The organism is Pseudomonas sp. CBC3 (genome assembly GCF_037967085.1).
Lineage (GTDB): Bacteria > Pseudomonadota > Gammaproteobacteria > Pseudomonadales > Pseudomonadaceae > Stutzerimonas.
The window spans coordinates 396,253-412,591 of the sequence record NZ_JBANEO010000002.1 but is presented as its reverse complement, the minus strand read 5'-3'; the positions used below and the strand labels follow the sequence as shown (position 1 = coordinate 412,591).

Sequence of the window (16,339 nt, the reverse complement as noted above, 5' to 3'; positions counted from 1 at the left end):
CGCGAATGGGCCTAAGTGAACGACATTGCGCTAGACAACTCGGGCAGCGTGCTCCAGCCGCTCGATGGCGCTGTCCAGTTCATCCAGCGCATGCGCGGCGCTTGGGTGGTTCTGTTTCAGCAGCGTTTCGCTGCGCTCGCAGGCCGCGCGTAACTGCGGAACCCCGCAATAACGCGTGGCGCCGTGCAATCGGTGCACGCGGTCGATCATCGCCTGTCGGTCGTTCACATCACGCGCCGTCCTGATTGCCCGGCGATCGTCTTCCAGCGATGCCAACAGCATGCTCATCATGTCGGCCGCCAGATCGGCCTTGCCGGCCGCCAGACGCAAGCCTTCCTCGGCATCCAGAACCTTCAGGTTGTTATCCGCTACCGCCATATCGGCTGGCGCGGCGAGAAAACTGCGCGACAGCGGCAAGCCGGTCCACTTCAATATCACCTGAGCCAGCTGGCGTTCGCTGATGGGCTTGGTCAGGTAATCGTCCAGGCCGCTCTGCAGGAGCGAACGCTTTTCGTTGGATAGCGCATGGGCGGTCAGCGCGATGATCGGCATCGGCGGCTGGCCGCTGTCCTCCTCCCACCGGCGAATCGCCTCGGTGGTCTGGCGCCCATCCATGCCGGGCATCTGCACGTCCATGAACACCAGATCGAACGGCTGACGTTTGACCACTTCGAGCGCTTCCTGGCCACTGCTGACCGCCTCGGCCTCACCGCCCATGTCGGTCAGCAGGGTTTCGAGTAACAACAGATTGGCCGGGTTGTCATCGACGCAGAGCACGCGCGGCGGACGTGTTTCGGGCATCGCCAAGCTCTCGACCAATGGCTGTTGCGGACGCAGCAGATCGAGCAGGACCCGCTGCAGCTTGCGCGTGCAGGACGGTTTGCTTTGCAGCTGGGTATGCGTATGGGATTCGGGCAGGGCTTCGTGATACTGCGCCTGTTCGCTGGTCGGGCAGAGCACGATGCATTTGCAGCCCAGCCCTTCGAATTCCCACAACCGCTGGCAGAGTTGCTGAGGCGCGATCTCGCGATGAGTCACGCCAAGCACGGCGATTCCGATGGGCGTTTCACTCGTTTGCGCAGCAGCCACCGCCGCTTGAAGCTGGTCCAGGGAATCGAACGGCAACACGTCCAGGCCGCAGCTTTCCAGTTGATGCTGCAAGGCTTGACGTGCCAGTGGGTGCTGCTCCAGCACGCCGATCTTGCGGCCCAGCAGCGCGGCGCGAGGCAAATCTTCGATGTCGTCGCGGGCCTTGGGCAGGCTCAGGCTGATCCAGAATTCGGAGCCCTCCTCCGGAATGCTATCGACCCCGATTTCCCCACCCATCTGCTCGATCAGACGCTTGGAGATCACCAGCCCGAGGCCGGTGCCGCCCGGTTGGCGCGAGAGCGAGTTATCCGCCTGGCTGAAGGCCTGAAACAGCGCGCGCAGGTCCTGATCGGTCAGGCCGATACCGGTGTCCTGCACGCTGATGCGCAGCTGCGCGCGATCGGAGCGCTCGTCCTCGACCATAGCGCGTACGACGACGGTGCCTTCGTTGGTGAATTTGATGGCGTTGCTGACCAGATTGGTCAGCACCTGCTTGAGCCGCAGCGGATCGCCCACCAGCGACAGCGGCGTGTCGCGATAGACCAGGCTGACCAGCTCCAGCTGCTTGGCATGTGCCGCCGGGCCGAGGATGGTCAGAGTGTCTTCGATCAGGTCGCGCAGGTTGAACGGAACACTGTCGAGCACCAGCTTGCCGGCCTCGATCTTCGAGAAATCGAGGATCTCGTTGATGATGCCCAGCAAGCTGTCGGCGGACTTCTCGATAGTCGACAGGTAGTCCTGCTGACGCGGGGTAAGGTCGCTTTTCTGCAGCAGGTGGGTGAAGCCGAGGATGCCGTTGAGCGGCGTGCGGATCTCGTGGCTCATGTTGGCCAGGAATTCGGACTTGATCCGGCTGGCCTCCAGCGCCTCTTTACGCGCTAGGTCCAGTTCGATGTTCTGGATTTCGATGGTTTCGAGGTTTTGCTGCACGTCCTCGGTGGCCTGGTCGATGCTCTGCTGCAACTCTTCGCGGGCGCTGAACAGTGCCTCGGCCATGCGGTTGATGCCCGCCGCGACCTCGTCCATTTCGTGACTGCCGAGAGCAGGCAGCCGAGTCTCCAGATAACCGTCCTTGAGCTGCGCCACGGCCACCTTGACCTTGTGCAGCGGCTTGCTGATCGCGGTGCTCATGCGCAGCGCCAGCAGCGCGGTGATGATCAGCCCCGCGCCAATCAACAGCAGACTGGTGAACAGGCTGCGATAACCGCGTAGCAAGGTGCCCTGGTGCGACAGTTCGAGCTCCAGCCAACCGATCTGACGGAGGTCGTTGCTGGGATTGTCTTCAGCGAGATTCAGATGTTTACCGAGGACCGGCAGGAGAATGCGCGTGGTGTCGATGCTGCTGACCTGGGTCAGGGCCTCGGGGTCGGTCGGTGGTGATGGGGTGACCATGTTAGGCCCGGCGTGGGCCAGCAGGTTGCGCTCGGTATCGAGGATCGATACGGCGCGGACGTCGGGCTGGTCCAGGACCTGATTGAGGATCCGCTGCAGCCGCTTGCCATATCCCTGCGCCATGGCCGGCGCTGCCAGTGGCGCCAGCTGCCGGGCGATGAGCTGCCCGCGCTCGTCGAGCTGGTGGCGCATTTCCGACAGCTGCATCAAGGTGAAGTAGACGCCAAGCGCAACGGCTAGCACCGTGCTAGGCAGCAGTATCAGCGCCAGCACACGACTCTTGATTCCCAGGTCTCTCAGCACGGTTCCATCCCCTCTATCGCAAGGCCGCTAGTGTAGCGGCTCGCCGTAAGGGAATCTGCCTACCAGAGCCGTCTGGCGACGGAGCGTGCGGCGTTCACCGGATCAGCCCGCCATCAATCCAGACCGCGGATGTCGCGGCCCTGGAAATCGGGAAGCTTCCACTGAAATGTCATCGCCAGGACGCGGAACAGGAAGCCGGCACAGAGCGCAGCAACCGAGGCGATGGAGTTGCCGATACCCAGCCACAGCAGGCCGACGTAGAGCACACCCGTGAACAACGCCACCGTGGCGTACAGCTCGCGCTGCAGCACCATCGGCACCTCATTGCACAGGATGTCGCGCAACAGCCCGCCGAATACGCCAGTGATCACACCAGCCAGCACGACGATCGACATATGCACATCCATTTCCATCGCAACGCCGCAACCGATCACCGTGAAAGCCACCAGACCCAGGCCGTCGACCAGCAGAAATACCTGCCGCAGGTGATGCATGTGCCGTGCAACCATCGCCGTGACGATGGCCGCGCCGACGGTGAAGCCGAGATATTCGGGATTGGCGATCCAGCCGATCGGATAGTGCCCGAGCAGTACGTCGCGCGCCGTGCCGCCGCCCAGCGCCGTCACCGTGCCCAGCACGCAAATACCGAACAGGTCCATGCCGCGACGCATGCCCATGATCGCGCCGGACATGGCTTCAGCAGTAATGGCGATCAGATAGATGATATGCAACAGCGTCACGGGGCAACTCCAACAGGGCGGGACAGGCAGAAGATGCGCAATTATGGGGCAGACGCGAACTTAATTGGCATGGCTAAGCAAAAGTAGGCTATACAAATATTTACTTAATCAGAGAGCCACAGCTTGAATCTTGATCCGAAGCAGACCGAAGCCTTCCGAGCGGTCATCAAGACCGGCAGTTTCGAACAGGCTGCGCTGCGCCTACACCTGACACCACCGGCGATTTCACAGCGGGTTCGCGCTCTAGAAAGCGCACTGGGCAATGCATTGGTGGTGCGCAGCCGACCGTGCCGCCCAACCGAGACCGGCCAGCGATTGCTGCAATACCTCAAGCGCGCCAGCATGCTCGAAGCCGACCTGCTTGCGGACCTGGACGAGCGCAGCGACGCGCCGCTAATGGTGGTCGCCGCGCTCAATTCCGACAGCCTGGGAACCTGGTTCTTCCCGGCGCTGGCCGAGGTGCTGATCCGCGAGCGCGTGCTGCTGGACCTGACCATCGAAGATCAGGATCACACCTACAACCTGTTGGAAACCGGCCTGGCGATCGGCTGCATCAGCACCGAACCCAAACCGATGCGCGGCTGCACGGCTAGCCCGCTGGGCAGCATGCGCTATCGCCTGGTGGCGTCCCGCGAGTTTTGCCAGCGGTACTTTCCCAACGGGCTGAATCGCAACGCCGCGCGCAAGGCACCCGTGGTCGCCTATACGCGCAAGGACCGCCTTTCTTCATCTTTCCTGCTGCGCCAACTGGGCTTGCCGGAACGCGCCTATCCCTGCCATTACGTGCCCGGCGCCGAGCCCCACTTCAGCGCGATCCGCTACGGCCTGGGCTACGGTATGGTTCCGGAACTGCTGCTGCACGATGCGCTGGCGCAAAGTGAAGTAGTCGATCTGGCTGCGGAGGCGCCGCTGGATATTCCTCTGTACTGGCACACTTGGAAGGTGCAGTCGCCACGGATGGAAAACCTGTCGCGGCAGATCATCGAAGCGGCGCCTATGATCCTCGCGCGACCGACCGAGCCACGAGCATGACGCGTCGGCACTGCGCTCGTATCGACGCTTGAGGCACACTAGCGCCCATGAACTGCCCGCCCCAACATCCCGCCTGCTGCTCCCCGCTGAGCGAACATTGGCCACTCCCGCATCCCCTCCCCGGCGTGCACCTGCTCAGCACCCGCTTCGATCCCGGGCTGCTCGATCCCGAGGACTTCAACCGCTGGGGCTTGCCGGCGATGGCCGCGGTGAGCAAACGCCAGACCGAATTTCTCGCCGGCCGCATCTGTGCCTCCGAGGCCCTGCGCAAGGTGACCGGCGTGCCGGGCATTCCCGCCGTTAGCGAGGATCGATCGCCTTGCTGGCCAACCGGCGTGGTTGGCTCCATTACTCACGGTGCCGGCTGGGCGGCAGTCGTCGCAGCGCGAAGCGATCACTGGCGCGGGCTCGGGCTTGATGTGGAAAAACTGCTGCCGGTCACCCGCGCCGACCGTTTGGCCGGAGAGATCCTCACGCCGCGTGAACTGCAAGGCTATGCAGCGCTGGACGACTCACAGCGGGCGCTACGCGTGACGCTGACCTTTTCCATCAAAGAGAGCCTGTTCAAGGCGCTCTATCCGCTGGTGAAAATGCGCTTCTACTTTCAGGAAGCCGAGCTCATCCATCATGACGCCGACGGTCACGCCCGCCTGCGCCTGCTCAGCGATCTCTCGGATGAATGGAAGGCCGGCGCTGAACTCGAGGGCCAATTCGTGCAGTTCGAAGACTATCTGCTGAGCCTGGTCAGCATCCCTCCCTCGTAGGAGCATCGAGCGCAGCGATATCCTTCCTACCGAGCTTGATCGAATAAATTCGACCCTACAAAAACCAACGATGCGCATGCCCCAACTGTAGGGGCGAACTTGTTCGCCTAGCGGCGTGAAATACCCGGCCCAAGTGAAATTAAGCGGAGCGATGCCCGTCCCGCGACGCATTGATCACCCCAGCGCAGCGCTCTGCTAATCCGGCCGCCTGCGCGGCCAGACCAGGCTGAAGCGCGCGCCACCCAGTTCGCTATGCCCGATCTGCGAGCGGCCGCCGTGCCAGTAGGAGATTCGCCGGACGATGGACAACCCCAACCCATGCCCGCCGGAAGCACGTGTGCGGCTGTCGTCCAGACGCATGAATGGCGCGAATATCTTCTCCCAGGCATCTTCCGGCACGCCCGGACCGTCGTCGTCAACCACCAGATGTGCGCGCTGGGCGTCAATGATGAAGCTCACCTGAACCCGCGTTGCCGCGTGGCGCATGGCGTTGGTGATCAGGTTGCTCAAGGCGCGACGCAGATAATGAAACTCGGCCTCGGCGACACTGCTGCCATCCTCAGCCGGCACGCACGGTCCGCGCTCGACCAGAACGTCAGGCCGAAGCGGCGCCAGCTCTCCGATCACTTGATCGACCAGAGCACTCAGATCGACCGATTGAAAGGTGAGATCAGGCGATCCGCGCTCGAGACGCGTATAGACCAGCATCTCGTCCACCAGACGATCGAGGTCGTCGATATCGCCATCCATGTCCGCGAGATACCGCGCCCGAGCATCCGCGGTCGGTGCCGAGCCGGCCATCTCCAGGCCGAAACGCAGCCGCGCGACCGGCGTGCGCAGCTCGTGGGCCACCGCACTGACCATTTCCCGCTGCACGGCCAGGAGGCGCTGCAGGTGGCTGGCCATGCCGTTGAACGCCTTCGCCAGTCGCCCGACCGAATCCGTCCCGGCACCCGGCACACGTGCCTCCAGATTCCCTCCAGCGATGCGCGAGGCGGCGCTTTCCACTTCACGCAGTCGCCGTTCCAGTTGGCGCACCAGCAAATAGACCGTCAGCCCGATCAGCGACAGCCCCAGCACGCCGATCAGCACCAGCAATTGCGGCGGGTAAGGGTTCATCGGGTGCAACGGCCCCAACGCCATGATCCAGGGCGTTCCGGAAATAGCGGCGAACACCCGAACGGCCTCGCCGCCACGGACCAAGGCCATTACGGTGTCGCCTTCGTCCAGCCGGCGACGTTGATCGTCATCGAGGCTGGCATTGTCACGGGTCAGCAGCCGCAACTCGTAGCCGAAGCCGCGCGCCTTCTTCAGTTCGGCGAGACGCTGAGGTTGTTCAGCTTCGGGATAGCGGATCAGCTCGTCGATCAGCAGATAAATGGTCGCGCGTGCGAGCTGCTCGCTGAGCTGCTCCACCTCACCGGTCAGCACCAGGCGATCCTCGGCGCTGACCAGCGAATAGACCGTCACGCTGTGCGGGCGCATTTGCTCCACCAGCACCTGTCCGCGCAGAAGCCGGGCTTCCAGGCGGCTCTCCAGGCTGACGTCTTCCAAGGTACGAACTCGCAGCGGAATTCCCAGCAGGCGCCCCCAGAGATTGGCTGCCTGGCGCCGTTCGATGGGTGTCATGCCGCTCATGTTGTGCGCCATCAGGCGAAAGGTCCCGCTGGCGAGCATCTCGCGGTGCCGATCGGCGCGCGCCTCGTTGAGCAGGCTTACGCCACCGACGCCCAGCAGCCCGACGAGCACCAGCACGGCGAGAACGCCGCCGTAGATGCGCAGGAAAATCGAGTTCACTGCAGCGCTTCAGCCGCTTCGGATACGAACAGATAGCCCTTGCCGCGAACCGTTTTGATTAGACGTGGGTGATCTGGGTCATCGCCGATCTTCGGACGAATGCGCGAAATACGAACGTCAATGGAACGATCCTGCCCGTCGTATTCGATGCCACGCAATTCGGCGAAGATCTGTTCGCGGGACATGATCCGCCCGGGATTGGAGGTCAGCAGCCAGAGCAGATCGAACTCGGCACCGGTCAGCTCGATGCCCTCGCCTCGCAACCAGGCCTCGCGCAGCGCGCTGTCCACGACCAGAGGGCCATATTGCAGCCGTTTGCTGCTGGCGGTCGCAGCTACTTCCACGCCTTCGCGTCGGCGCAGCAATGCACGAATCCGGGCCAGCAACAGCCGCGGACGCACCGGCTTGCAGACGTAATCATCCGCACCGATCTCCAGACCGAGCACCTGATCGAGATCATCGGCACGGGCGGTGAGCATCAGGATCGGGCCGTCATAGCGATGGCGCACCCTGCGGCAAATGGACAAGCCGTCTTCGCCGGGCAGCATCAGGTCGAGTACCACCAGGTCGGGGCGTTCATCGATGATGCGTCCGGCCGCCAGGGCGCCATCCCCTTCGATGGAAACCCGCAAGCCGTTACCCTCAAGATAGTCGCGGGTCAGCTCGGCCAACCGCTGGTCATCTTCGACAATCAGGATGTTCCAAGACTCTTGATCCACCAACGCGCCCTCCCCAGACAACGGCCAGCATTGTAGCGTCAGGGCACTTGCAGATGGCAGCGGCAGACGTGCTCCGCTTGACTGCCCGATCCGCGCATAGCCACTCCCATGAAAACGCCTTCGTTTGGCCGGGCTCCGATCAGCGATGAGCGCTACACGTGTGGTAGCGGCTACTTCGCAGCGGCCTTCACATCTCTGCGCCCACGGAGCCCTAGGCAAAAGGCCAGTATTCACGCCCGCTCCGTCAAATCACCCGCCTCGCAGCCGCTAAACGCAATGAATCCGCCTTTGACAAAACACCACATATAGTGTTTTGCATTCAACAGAGCCAGGCATCTGAAAACACACTTGAGCACGCATTTCATCCGAACCTTGCGTAGCCCCGAAACGGCGCGGGCTGCGCCTCGATCGCGCACAGTTCACCCACATCTTATCCACAGGTTGTTCATTTTGGGCGCCTTGCGCTGTGCCTGAACCCCCACTATCGTGTCGCTCCAGGCGCTTTTAACCCCATATATTGGGTGTCAAAAGACAAACAGACACAAACGCCGAAAAAAGCAAGCTAAATAATTCGCTCTGTTTTGTACCCGGCTCGCGCCCGCACCTGGCGCGATAGATCGCCGCCGCAGATCGCGATGCTGCCGCGTCCAACGTTGATTTTGCTCAAGCCCAGCGGTAGCGCATGCGCCAAACGCATCACACTACATGTTGTGTTTTGAGGTTGTGAACTTCACAACGCCTGACTATGCTTCGGCACATTCGATTCGCCACCCCTGGTGCCGGATCGTTTCCAGTTTTGAGTCACCCATGGGCCGGTTCGCCGGGGCATGGTTCATGCAATACGAAACATGTAATTCGAGACACTCAGTTCGAGAAAAGGCCGCTCATAAAGCAGGCCTGACACCTAACGCGTTAGAGACAGAGAGAATCCGGAGACCCCATGCAGAACGAGTCCATTCGCGAGAACCCACACGCCGACAGCACGCTGGACCTGGCCGCCACCGCGCCGGGCCAGCTGCGCGTGATCAAGCGCAACGGTACAGTCGTCCCCTACACCGATGACAAAATCACCGTCGCCATCACCAAGGCGTTTCTCGCAGTGGAAGGCAACAATGCCTCCGCCTCGTCGCGCATCCACGACACCGTGCAGCGCCTGACCGAGCAGGTCACTGCCACCTTCAAGCGCCGCATGCCCTCCGGCGGCACCATCCATATCGAAGAAATCCAGGACCAGGTCGAGCTGGCTCTGATGCGTTCCGGCGAGCAGAAAGTCGCCCGCGACTACGTGATCTATCGCGAGTCCCGCAGCCAGGAGCGCAAGCGCGGCGCGGTCGACGCCCCGGTCGACGCCCACCCGAGCATCCGCATCAAGCGTGCCGACGGCAGCATGGCGCCGTTGGACCTGGGCCGCCTGAACACCATCATCACCGAAGCCTGCGAAGGCCTCGAAGAAGTCGATGGTGCGCTGATCCAGAAAGAAACCCTGAAGAACCTGTACGACGGCGTTGAGCAGACCGACGTCAACACCGCTCTGGTGATGACCGCCCGTACCCTGGTCGAGCGTGAGCCGAACTACTCCTACGTCACCGCCCGCCTGCTGATGGACACCCTGCGCGCCGAGGCCCTGAGCTTCCTGGAAGTCGCCGAATCCGCCACTCATCACGAGATGGCTGACCTCTACGCCAAGGCGCTTCCCGCTTATGTAGCCAAAGGTGTGGAGTTCGAGCTGCTCGACCCGCGCCTGAAGGAATACGACCTCGCCAAGCTGGGCTCCGCGATCAACCACGAGCAGGACCAGCAGTTCACCTACCTCGGCCTGCAGACCCTCTATGACCGCTACTTCATCCACAAGGATGGCGTGCGTTTCGAGCTGCCGCAGATCTTCTTCATGCGCGTCGCCATGGGTCTGGCCATCGAGGAAGAACAGCGCGAAGCCCGCGCGATCGAGTTCTACAACCTGTTGTCGTCCTTCGACTACATGGCCTCCACACCGACCCTGTTCAACGCCGGCACCCTGCGTCCGCAGCTGTCCTCCTGCTACCTGACCACCGTGCCGGACGACCTGGGCGGCATCTACGACGCCATCCGCGATAACGCCCTGCTCTCCAAGTTCGCCGGCGGCCTGGGCAACGACTGGACTCCGGTGCGCGCACTGGGCGCCTACATCAAGGGCACCAACGGCAAATCCCAGGGCGTCGTGCCCTTCCTGAAAGTGGTCAACGACACCGCCGTCGCGGTCAACCAGGGCGGCAAGCGCAAGGGCGCGGTCTGCGCGTATCTCGAAACCTGGCACCTGGACATCGAGGAATTCCTCGAGCTGCGCAAGAACACCGGTGACGACCGTCGCCGTACCCACGACATGAACACCGCCAACTGGATTCCGGACCTGTTCATGAAGCGCGTCTTCGACGACGGCAAGTGGACCCTGTTCTCGCCGAGCGAAGTACCGGACCTGCACGACCTCACCGGCAAGGCCTTCGAGGAGCGCTACGAGTACTACGAAGCCCTGATCGAATACGGCAAGATCAAGAACTACAAGACCCTGCAGGCCAAAGACCTGTGGCGCAAGATGCTCTCCATGCTGTTCGAAACCGGCCACCCATGGCTGACCTTCAAGGACCCGTGCAACCTGCGCAGCCCGCAGCAGCACGTCGGCGTGGTGCACAGCTCCAACCTCTGCACCGAGATCACGCTGAACACCAACAAGGACGAGATCGCCGTCTGCAACCTGGGCTCGATCAACCTGCCGCGCCACATTGTCGACGGCAAGCTGGACACCGCCAAGCTGGAGCGCACCGTGCGCACCGCCGTGCGGATGCTCGATAACGTCATCGACATCAACTACTACTCGGTGCCGCAGGCGCGCAATTCCAACTTCAAGCACCGCCCGGTGGGCCTGGGCATCATGGGCTTCCAGGACGCGCTGTACCTGCAGCACATCCCCTACGGTTCCGATGCCGCCATCGACTTCGCCGACAAGTCTATGGAAGCGGTCAGCTACTACGCCATCCAGGCCTCCTGTGACCTGGCCGACGAGCGTGGCGCCTACGAAACCTTCCAGGGTTCGTTGTGGAGCCAGGGCATCCTGCCGCTGGATTCGCAGCAGATCCTCATCGAAGCGCGTGGCCAGAAGTACATCGACGTCGACCTGACCGAGTCCCTGGACTGGGCCCCGGTCCGTGCCCGCGTCAAGAACGGCATCCGTAACTCCAACATCATGGCCATTGCGCCGACCGCGACCATCGCCAACATCACCGGCGTATCGCAGTCCATCGAGCCGACCTACCAGAACCTGTACGTGAAATCGAACCTCTCGGGCGAATTCACCGTGATCAACCCCTACCTGGTACGCGACCTCAAGGCGCGCGGTCTGTGGGACGGGGTCATGATCAACGACCTTAAGTACTACGACGGTTCGGTCCAGCAGATCGAGCGCATCCCGCAGGAGCTGAAAGACCTCTACGCGACCGCCTTCGAAGTGGAAACCAAGTGGATCGTCGACGCCGCCAGCCGCCGCCAGAAGTGGATCGACCAGGCCCAGTCGCTGAACCTCTACATCGCCGGCGCTAGCGGCAAGAAGCTGGACGTGACCTACCGCATGGCCTGGTACCGCGGCCTGAAAACCACCTACTACCTCCGTGCCCTGGCCGCGACCAGCACCGAGAAGTCCACCGTCAACACCGGCAAACTTAACGCCGTGTCCAGCGGTGGCAATAGCGGCAACAGCGCCGCCCCGGCGAAAGCCGCGCCAGCCCCAGAAATGTCCGCCGGCCCGGCACCGGTCCCAAAGGCGTGTGCGATCGACGAACCCGACTGCGAAGCCTGCCAATAAGGAGTTTGGCTGACGCACGAATCTGAGCGGACCGCGCGTTGTTGTCCGCCAGGCCGGCCCCCATCACGTACAGCCGTACGCTCAGGGGCTCCGACTTGGCAGACGCCTAGCGCTGCCTCGCTCAGCTTCGCGCTCACACCGAGCCGCTGCGTCCGCTTTTGATTTACCTGTAGGAGCGAGCTTGCTCGCGATCCGCCACCACTCCGATCCATCGGAAACACCGCGGCGATATGGGCCCCCACCGCCCACCAATTTCCGCTTTTGCGTGCACACACAAAAGCCCAAAACATTCCCGACCGGCCAACCCGGTCCCCAATCAGGAGAAACCGCCATGCTGAGCTGGGACGAATTCGACGAAGAAGACACCACCACCGCCGCGACAGCCGCCCCCCAAACCGCTGCCGCCACAACCGAAGCACCGGCCAAACTCGACCAGGACGCCGCCGGCTCCGTCGAAGAAGCCCGCGCCGTTGCCGCTGACGACTCCGCTGCCATCGCCCGCGCCAAAAAGGCTCTGGACGACCTCGACATCCAGGAAGGCCTGGACGACCTCGAAGGCGCCTCCGCCCGTGTTCACGTCGGCGACAAGCAGATGATCAATGCCCGCGCCGACCTCAACCAACTCGTACCCTTCAAGTACGACTGGGCCTGGCAGAAGTATCTGGATGGTTGCGCCAACCACTGGATGCCGCAGGAAGTGAACATGAACGCCGACATCGCTCTGTGGAAGAGCAAGGACGGCCTCAGCGAAGACGAACGCCGCATCGTCATGCGCAACCTCGGCTTCTTCTCCACCGCCGACAGCCTCGTCGCCAACAACCTGGTGCTGGCCGTGTACCGCCTGATCACCAACCCCGAGTGCCGCCAGTACATCCTGCGCCAGGCCTTCGAAGAGGCGATCCACACCCACGCCTACCAGTACTGCATCGAGTCGCTGGGCATGGATGAAGGCGAGATCTTCAACATGTATCACGAGATCCCGAGCGTCGCGAAGAAGGCCTCTTGGGGCCTCAAGTACACCCGCTCGATCTCCAACCCCGAGTTCAACACCGGCACCGTCGAGACCGACAAAGAGTTCCTGCGCAACCTCATCGCCTACTACTGCGTACTGGAAGGCATCTTCTTCTACTGCGGCTTCACCCAGATCCTCTCCATGGGCCGCCGCAACAAGATGACCGGCACCGCCGAGCAGTTCCAATACATCCTGCGCGACGAGTCCATGCACCTGAACTTCGGCATCGACGTGATCAACCAGATCAAGATCGAAAACCCACACCTGTGGGACGCCGCCATGAAGGACGAAGCGACCCAGATGATCCTTCAGGGTACGCAGCTGGAAATCGAATACGCCCGCGACACCATGCCCCGCGGCGTCCTCGGCATGAACGCCTCGATGATGGAGGATTACCTCAAGTTCATCGCCAACCGCCGCCTGACGCAGATTGGGTTGAAGGAAGAGTATCCGGGCACCACCAACCCGTTCCCGTGGATGAGCGAGATCATGGACTTGAAGAAGGAGAAGAACTTCTTCGAGACGCGGGTTATTGAGTATCAGACTGGTGGGGCTTTGAGCTGGGATTGATACCGAAGTTCAGGCCGTTAGGACAGATTAGATGCGCTTTCCTGACTAACGATGCTCAGGGTAGCGAAAGATTAAAAGCCCCGCCTTGCGCGGGGTTTTTTAGGAATCTTTATGGCTGACAACTGGAAAAACCACCCTGTAATTATTGCAACAATAGCATGCGCATCTACTGCTGCCTTCTTCGTCACCGTAGCTTTACCAGCAATTGAAAAAAACAACCAAAACAAAATAACTTATCTCACAGAACAAAACCTAAAATTAGAACTATCTTCCGCACAGAAAGATGAAGAACTAAAAGAAAGAGATGGCATCATAGCAGAGAAAGAAAAGCAAATTAACATCGCTAAGTCGGATGCGGAAAAATACAAAAACGAAGATAGATTCTCTTTGAACAACCCTATACCCAAGGGATTCAGAGAGTTAAAAATATTTGATCCATACAATAAAATAAAAGCCTCATATCCAAATTTTGAGTTTGACGAAAACACCCTCTACTCAAAAATCGAAATTGAAGACAGCCTATTTTCATCCGCAATTTACTACCCAGCAAAATGTAATAGCGAGAAAATAATCAAAGAAATTAGATTTAGCTACAGAACTCTATTTGATAACTATCAAGACGCCAGTAAAGAGGAAGATTTCGATTTCTTAGAAAACCCCGTCCCGTCAATCAGCGAAATTGAAGATAGCAAAAAAGTAAAAAAACAAGCCATAACAAATATTTTTCTTGAAAAGTTTGGAAATCCCCTAGAAACAGAAGATAACGATAAATTATTTTTAATAAATGAAAGCATTGCCGCCTTGATTGACGGAAACTATCTTTTCGTTTTCTCAAGGCATAGTGATGAAGAAATAAGCAAGATCTGCTCATCTGCAAGCTCATGCCCTATACCCACCACCGCAAGCGAGTAGTCTGATAGCGATCATAGGCGGAACGCGTAAAATGATCGCTGCTTCCATCGGTCCCGGCATCGCCAATGCAGCAGCATAAATCAAGACCCTGATGAGTTAGCGTAACTATCATTCAATCCAACCGGACAAGCTGCCAGTTTTGGCAAGCCTTGAAGTCTAGAATTCACTCGACAGGAATTTTATGGAGTCGAAAGAATTTTTCTCTATTGCTTCGCAGCTTATTGAGCTCTCCAAGGCTGCCGCGCCTATAATATTTCCCGCTTTACTTATAGCTGCCTACTTATGGGCATGGAAGAGAGCAGGCTCTGGCTTCTTTATACTACAGCGCCTTCTTTTCATCGTAGGAGGTAATAAAAGCGTTTCTGACAAGCGCATCGATAACGCTTGGCAAAAAGTTTATGATTTTTACAGCATACGACTCAGAACCGGGATTAAATTTTCCAGCAACTCTAACGTCGCCCAATCCATTGACTTTCTTGAAAAACACGGCATCGGATTAGAGCAAATAATTCCAATTAGGAATTATTTTAATGCTAAGACATGTGAAATTCGCGACCCAAATATAAAAGGAAAGAAAATCGAAAATTTGGTAATGGCGACTTTTCTATTATTAGTCTCTACTCCAATTGTGGTGCTAGGCATACCCAGCCAAGCCCTGCTAACAGTTAAGGAAACCAAAACAACTTTTTGGACTAATGGAAAATCTGCTTATTCATGGAATCTCTTCGAGTGGAGGCTTAATTCGGAAGCTTGTCAGAGCGAGCGAATCCTTCCATCAAAGCGTGACAAAGAGGTTATCTGCGACCTATTAACCCAACCCGAGAATGGTTATATATCGGAGACAATTTTAGAGCAGCGAATTTTTGGTCTAATTTTTTTAATCTTTACCCTAATCACACTTACAGTTATCTATGCTAGCTACTCGAAGGCCAGAATGGCTGATGAAATTAGAAAACGAACCTATATTCGAACCCCAGAACAACTAGAGCTTTTTTAGATATGCAATGTAGGCTGGCATATCACAAGCCAAGACGAGCGCTTATGCAGCCAGCCGACCGCGCGCGGAAAAGGAGAAGATTTGTTTTTCTGCGTAGAGCGGCGAAGGAATACGCCAACCGACTGCGCCACCATCAAACCGGTGTTCGAAACTCCCATAAAGCACGACTACTGGCTCACGTTTATCAACGCATCAGCCCGGCACCTCACACAACCCACCCGGCACCGCCATCACCCAATCCCTCACCGCCTGAACCGTCGGATCATCCCGACGGCTCTCCGGATACACGAGGTGAAATGGCTTCCCCTCCATCACCGGCCCAAACGGCTGAACCAGCCGCCCTTCCCTCAATTCGTCCTCGATCAACTGACGACTCATCAACGCCACGCCCTGCCCGCCAACGGCGGCTGAAATGGCATGGGTCTCGTCGGAGAAGACCAGCCCGGCGCTGACGTCCAGCCCCGGCACGTTGGCCATTTTCTGCCATGACGCCCAGTGAATCGGGGCGGATAAGGCGCGCTGGGCTTGGAAGTGGATCAACGAGTGCTTGGGCAGCTCGGCCACATCATGCAAGCCTAGCAGCGGGCTGCAGGCGGGAACGAACGTGTTATCGAACAGCTTCTCCGCCACCAGCCCAGGCCAGCGGCCGTCGCCGTAGCGGATGGCGATATCGGCAGTAACGCCATCCAGCGCCACCGGCTCGTGCGAGGTGTGGAAGCGCAGGTCGATATCGGGATGGGAATCGCGCAGCATGCAGACCCAGGGCACCAGCCAGCGCACGGCTATGGCCGGTGTGGTGCTGAGGGTGATCGCCTGCCGACAGGGCCCCGCGCTGAGGCGGTCGACGGTCGTGGCGATGGAGTCGAACGCGGTTTCCAGCACCTGGTGCAGCTCGTGCCCTTGAGCGGTGAGTTCCAGCTTGCGCGGCTTTCGCACAAACAATGCCACGCCGAGCGATTCTTCCAGCGAGCGAATCTGGTGGCTGATGGCCGTGGCGGTGACGGACAACTCTTCTGCGGCCTGCTTGGCGCTCTCATGGCGGGCGGACGCTTCGAAGGCTCGCAGGGCGGAAAGCGAAGGCAATCTTCGGTGCGCCATGGCTGAGTTTTCCTCATCTGTAGCCTAAAGAAATGGTCGTTTGTCGCCCGTAGAGCCTAGACCTAGTCTGGGTCTACCGCGA

Annotated in this window: 11 protein-coding genes; 6 read left to right on the top strand and 5 right to left on the bottom strand. The window is 59.6% G+C overall.

What is annotated here, in order from left to right:
• Window positions 1–30 precede the first annotated feature (30 nt).
• Together V6943_RS09055 and V6943_RS09050 are read right to left on the bottom strand one after the other, a co-directional pair.
• Window positions 31–2,784 carry a response regulator gene (locus V6943_RS09055; RefSeq protein WP_340553283.1) on the bottom strand — a complete coding sequence of 918 codons (2,754 nt, stop codon included), beginning with the start codon at window positions 2,782–2,784 and terminating at the stop codon, window positions 31–33.
• Between the two features lie 113 nt (window positions 2,785–2,897).
• Entirely contained in the window at window positions 2,898–3,524 is a 627-nt protein-coding gene (locus tag V6943_RS09050) for a trimeric intracellular cation channel family protein (RefSeq protein WP_340553282.1), read from the bottom strand.
• Between the two features lie 123 nt (window positions 3,525–3,647).
• Here V6943_RS09050 and V6943_RS09045 point away from each other — a divergent pair, with 123 nt between their 5' ends.
• Together V6943_RS09045 and V6943_RS09040 are read left to right on the top strand one after the other, a co-directional pair.
• Window positions 3,648–4,556, top strand: coding sequence for an HTH-type transcriptional regulator ArgP (locus V6943_RS09045; protein WP_181102817.1), 909 nt, complete (start codon window positions 3,648–3,650; stop codon window positions 4,554–4,556).
• Window positions 4,557–4,603: 47 nt separating this feature from the next.
• Window positions 4,604–5,320, top strand: coding sequence for a 4'-phosphopantetheinyl transferase family protein (locus V6943_RS09040; RefSeq protein ID WP_340553281.1), 717 nt, complete (start codon window positions 4,604–4,606; stop codon window positions 5,318–5,320).
• 195 nt (window positions 5,321–5,515) lie between these two features.
• Here the strand turns inward: V6943_RS09040 and V6943_RS09035 are convergent, their stop codons facing one another.
• Complete coding sequence (locus tag V6943_RS09035; RefSeq protein ID WP_340553280.1) at window positions 5,516–7,117, bottom strand: ATP-binding protein; 1,602 nt, start codon at window positions 7,115–7,117, stop codon at window positions 5,516–5,518.
• On the bottom strand, window positions 7,114–7,836 hold the full coding sequence (locus tag V6943_RS09030; protein ID WP_340553279.1) for a winged helix-turn-helix domain-containing protein: 723 nt from the start codon (window positions 7,834–7,836) through the stop codon (window positions 7,114–7,116). Before V6943_RS09030 ends, V6943_RS09035 begins: the two co-directional genes overlap by 4 nt.
• 940 nt (window positions 7,837–8,776) lie before the next feature.
• Between V6943_RS09030 and V6943_RS09025 the strand changes: the two genes are divergently transcribed.
• From V6943_RS09025 to V6943_RS09010, 4 genes are all read left to right on the top strand, one after another.
• Window positions 8,777–11,668 carry a ribonucleoside-diphosphate reductase subunit alpha gene (locus V6943_RS09025; RefSeq protein WP_340553278.1) on the top strand — a complete coding sequence of 964 codons (2,892 nt, stop codon included), beginning with the start codon at window positions 8,777–8,779 and terminating at the stop codon, window positions 11,666–11,668.
• A 331-nt stretch (window positions 11,669–11,999) separates the two neighbouring features.
• Window positions 12,000–13,250: a ribonucleotide-diphosphate reductase subunit beta gene (locus tag V6943_RS09020; protein ID WP_340553277.1), complete on the top strand. Its 1,251-nt coding sequence runs from the start codon at window positions 12,000–12,002 to the stop codon at window positions 13,248–13,250.
• Window positions 13,251–13,361: 111 nt separating this feature from the next.
• Window positions 13,362–14,162: a hypothetical protein gene (locus V6943_RS09015; protein WP_340553276.1), complete on the top strand. Its 801-nt coding sequence runs from the start codon at window positions 13,362–13,364 to the stop codon at window positions 14,160–14,162.
• 181 nt (window positions 14,163–14,343) lie between these two features.
• Complete coding sequence (locus V6943_RS09010) at window positions 14,344–15,159, top strand: DUF6216 family protein (RefSeq protein WP_340553275.1); 816 nt, start codon at window positions 14,344–14,346, stop codon at window positions 15,157–15,159.
• A 192-nt stretch (window positions 15,160–15,351) separates the two neighbouring features.
• Here V6943_RS09010 and V6943_RS09005 read toward each other — a convergent pair whose 3' ends face one another.
• Entirely contained in the window at window positions 15,352–16,257 is a 906-nt protein-coding gene (locus V6943_RS09005) for a LysR substrate-binding domain-containing protein (protein WP_340553274.1), read from the bottom strand.
• Window positions 16,258–16,339 lie beyond the last annotated feature (82 nt).

Coding starts and splice junctions, on each gene's coding strand:
- V6943_RS09040 (WP_340553281.1), top strand. CDS start 4,604: ATGAACTGCCCGCCCCAACATCCCGCCTGCTGCTCCCCGCTGAGCGAA.
- V6943_RS09025 (WP_340553278.1), top strand. CDS start 8,777: ATGCAGAACGAGTCCATTCGCGAGAACCCACACGCCGACAGCACGCTG.
- V6943_RS09020 (WP_340553277.1), top strand. CDS start 12,000: ATGCTGAGCTGGGACGAATTCGACGAAGAAGACACCACCACCGCCGCG.
- V6943_RS09015 (WP_340553276.1), top strand. CDS start 13,362: ATGGCTGACAACTGGAAAAACCACCCTGTAATTATTGCAACAATAGCA.
- V6943_RS09010 (WP_340553275.1), top strand. CDS start 14,344: ATGGAGTCGAAAGAATTTTTCTCTATTGCTTCGCAGCTTATTGAGCTC.
- V6943_RS09005 (WP_340553274.1), bottom strand. CDS start 16,257: ATGGCGCACCGAAGATTGCCTTCGCTTTCCGCCCTGCGAGCCTTCGAA.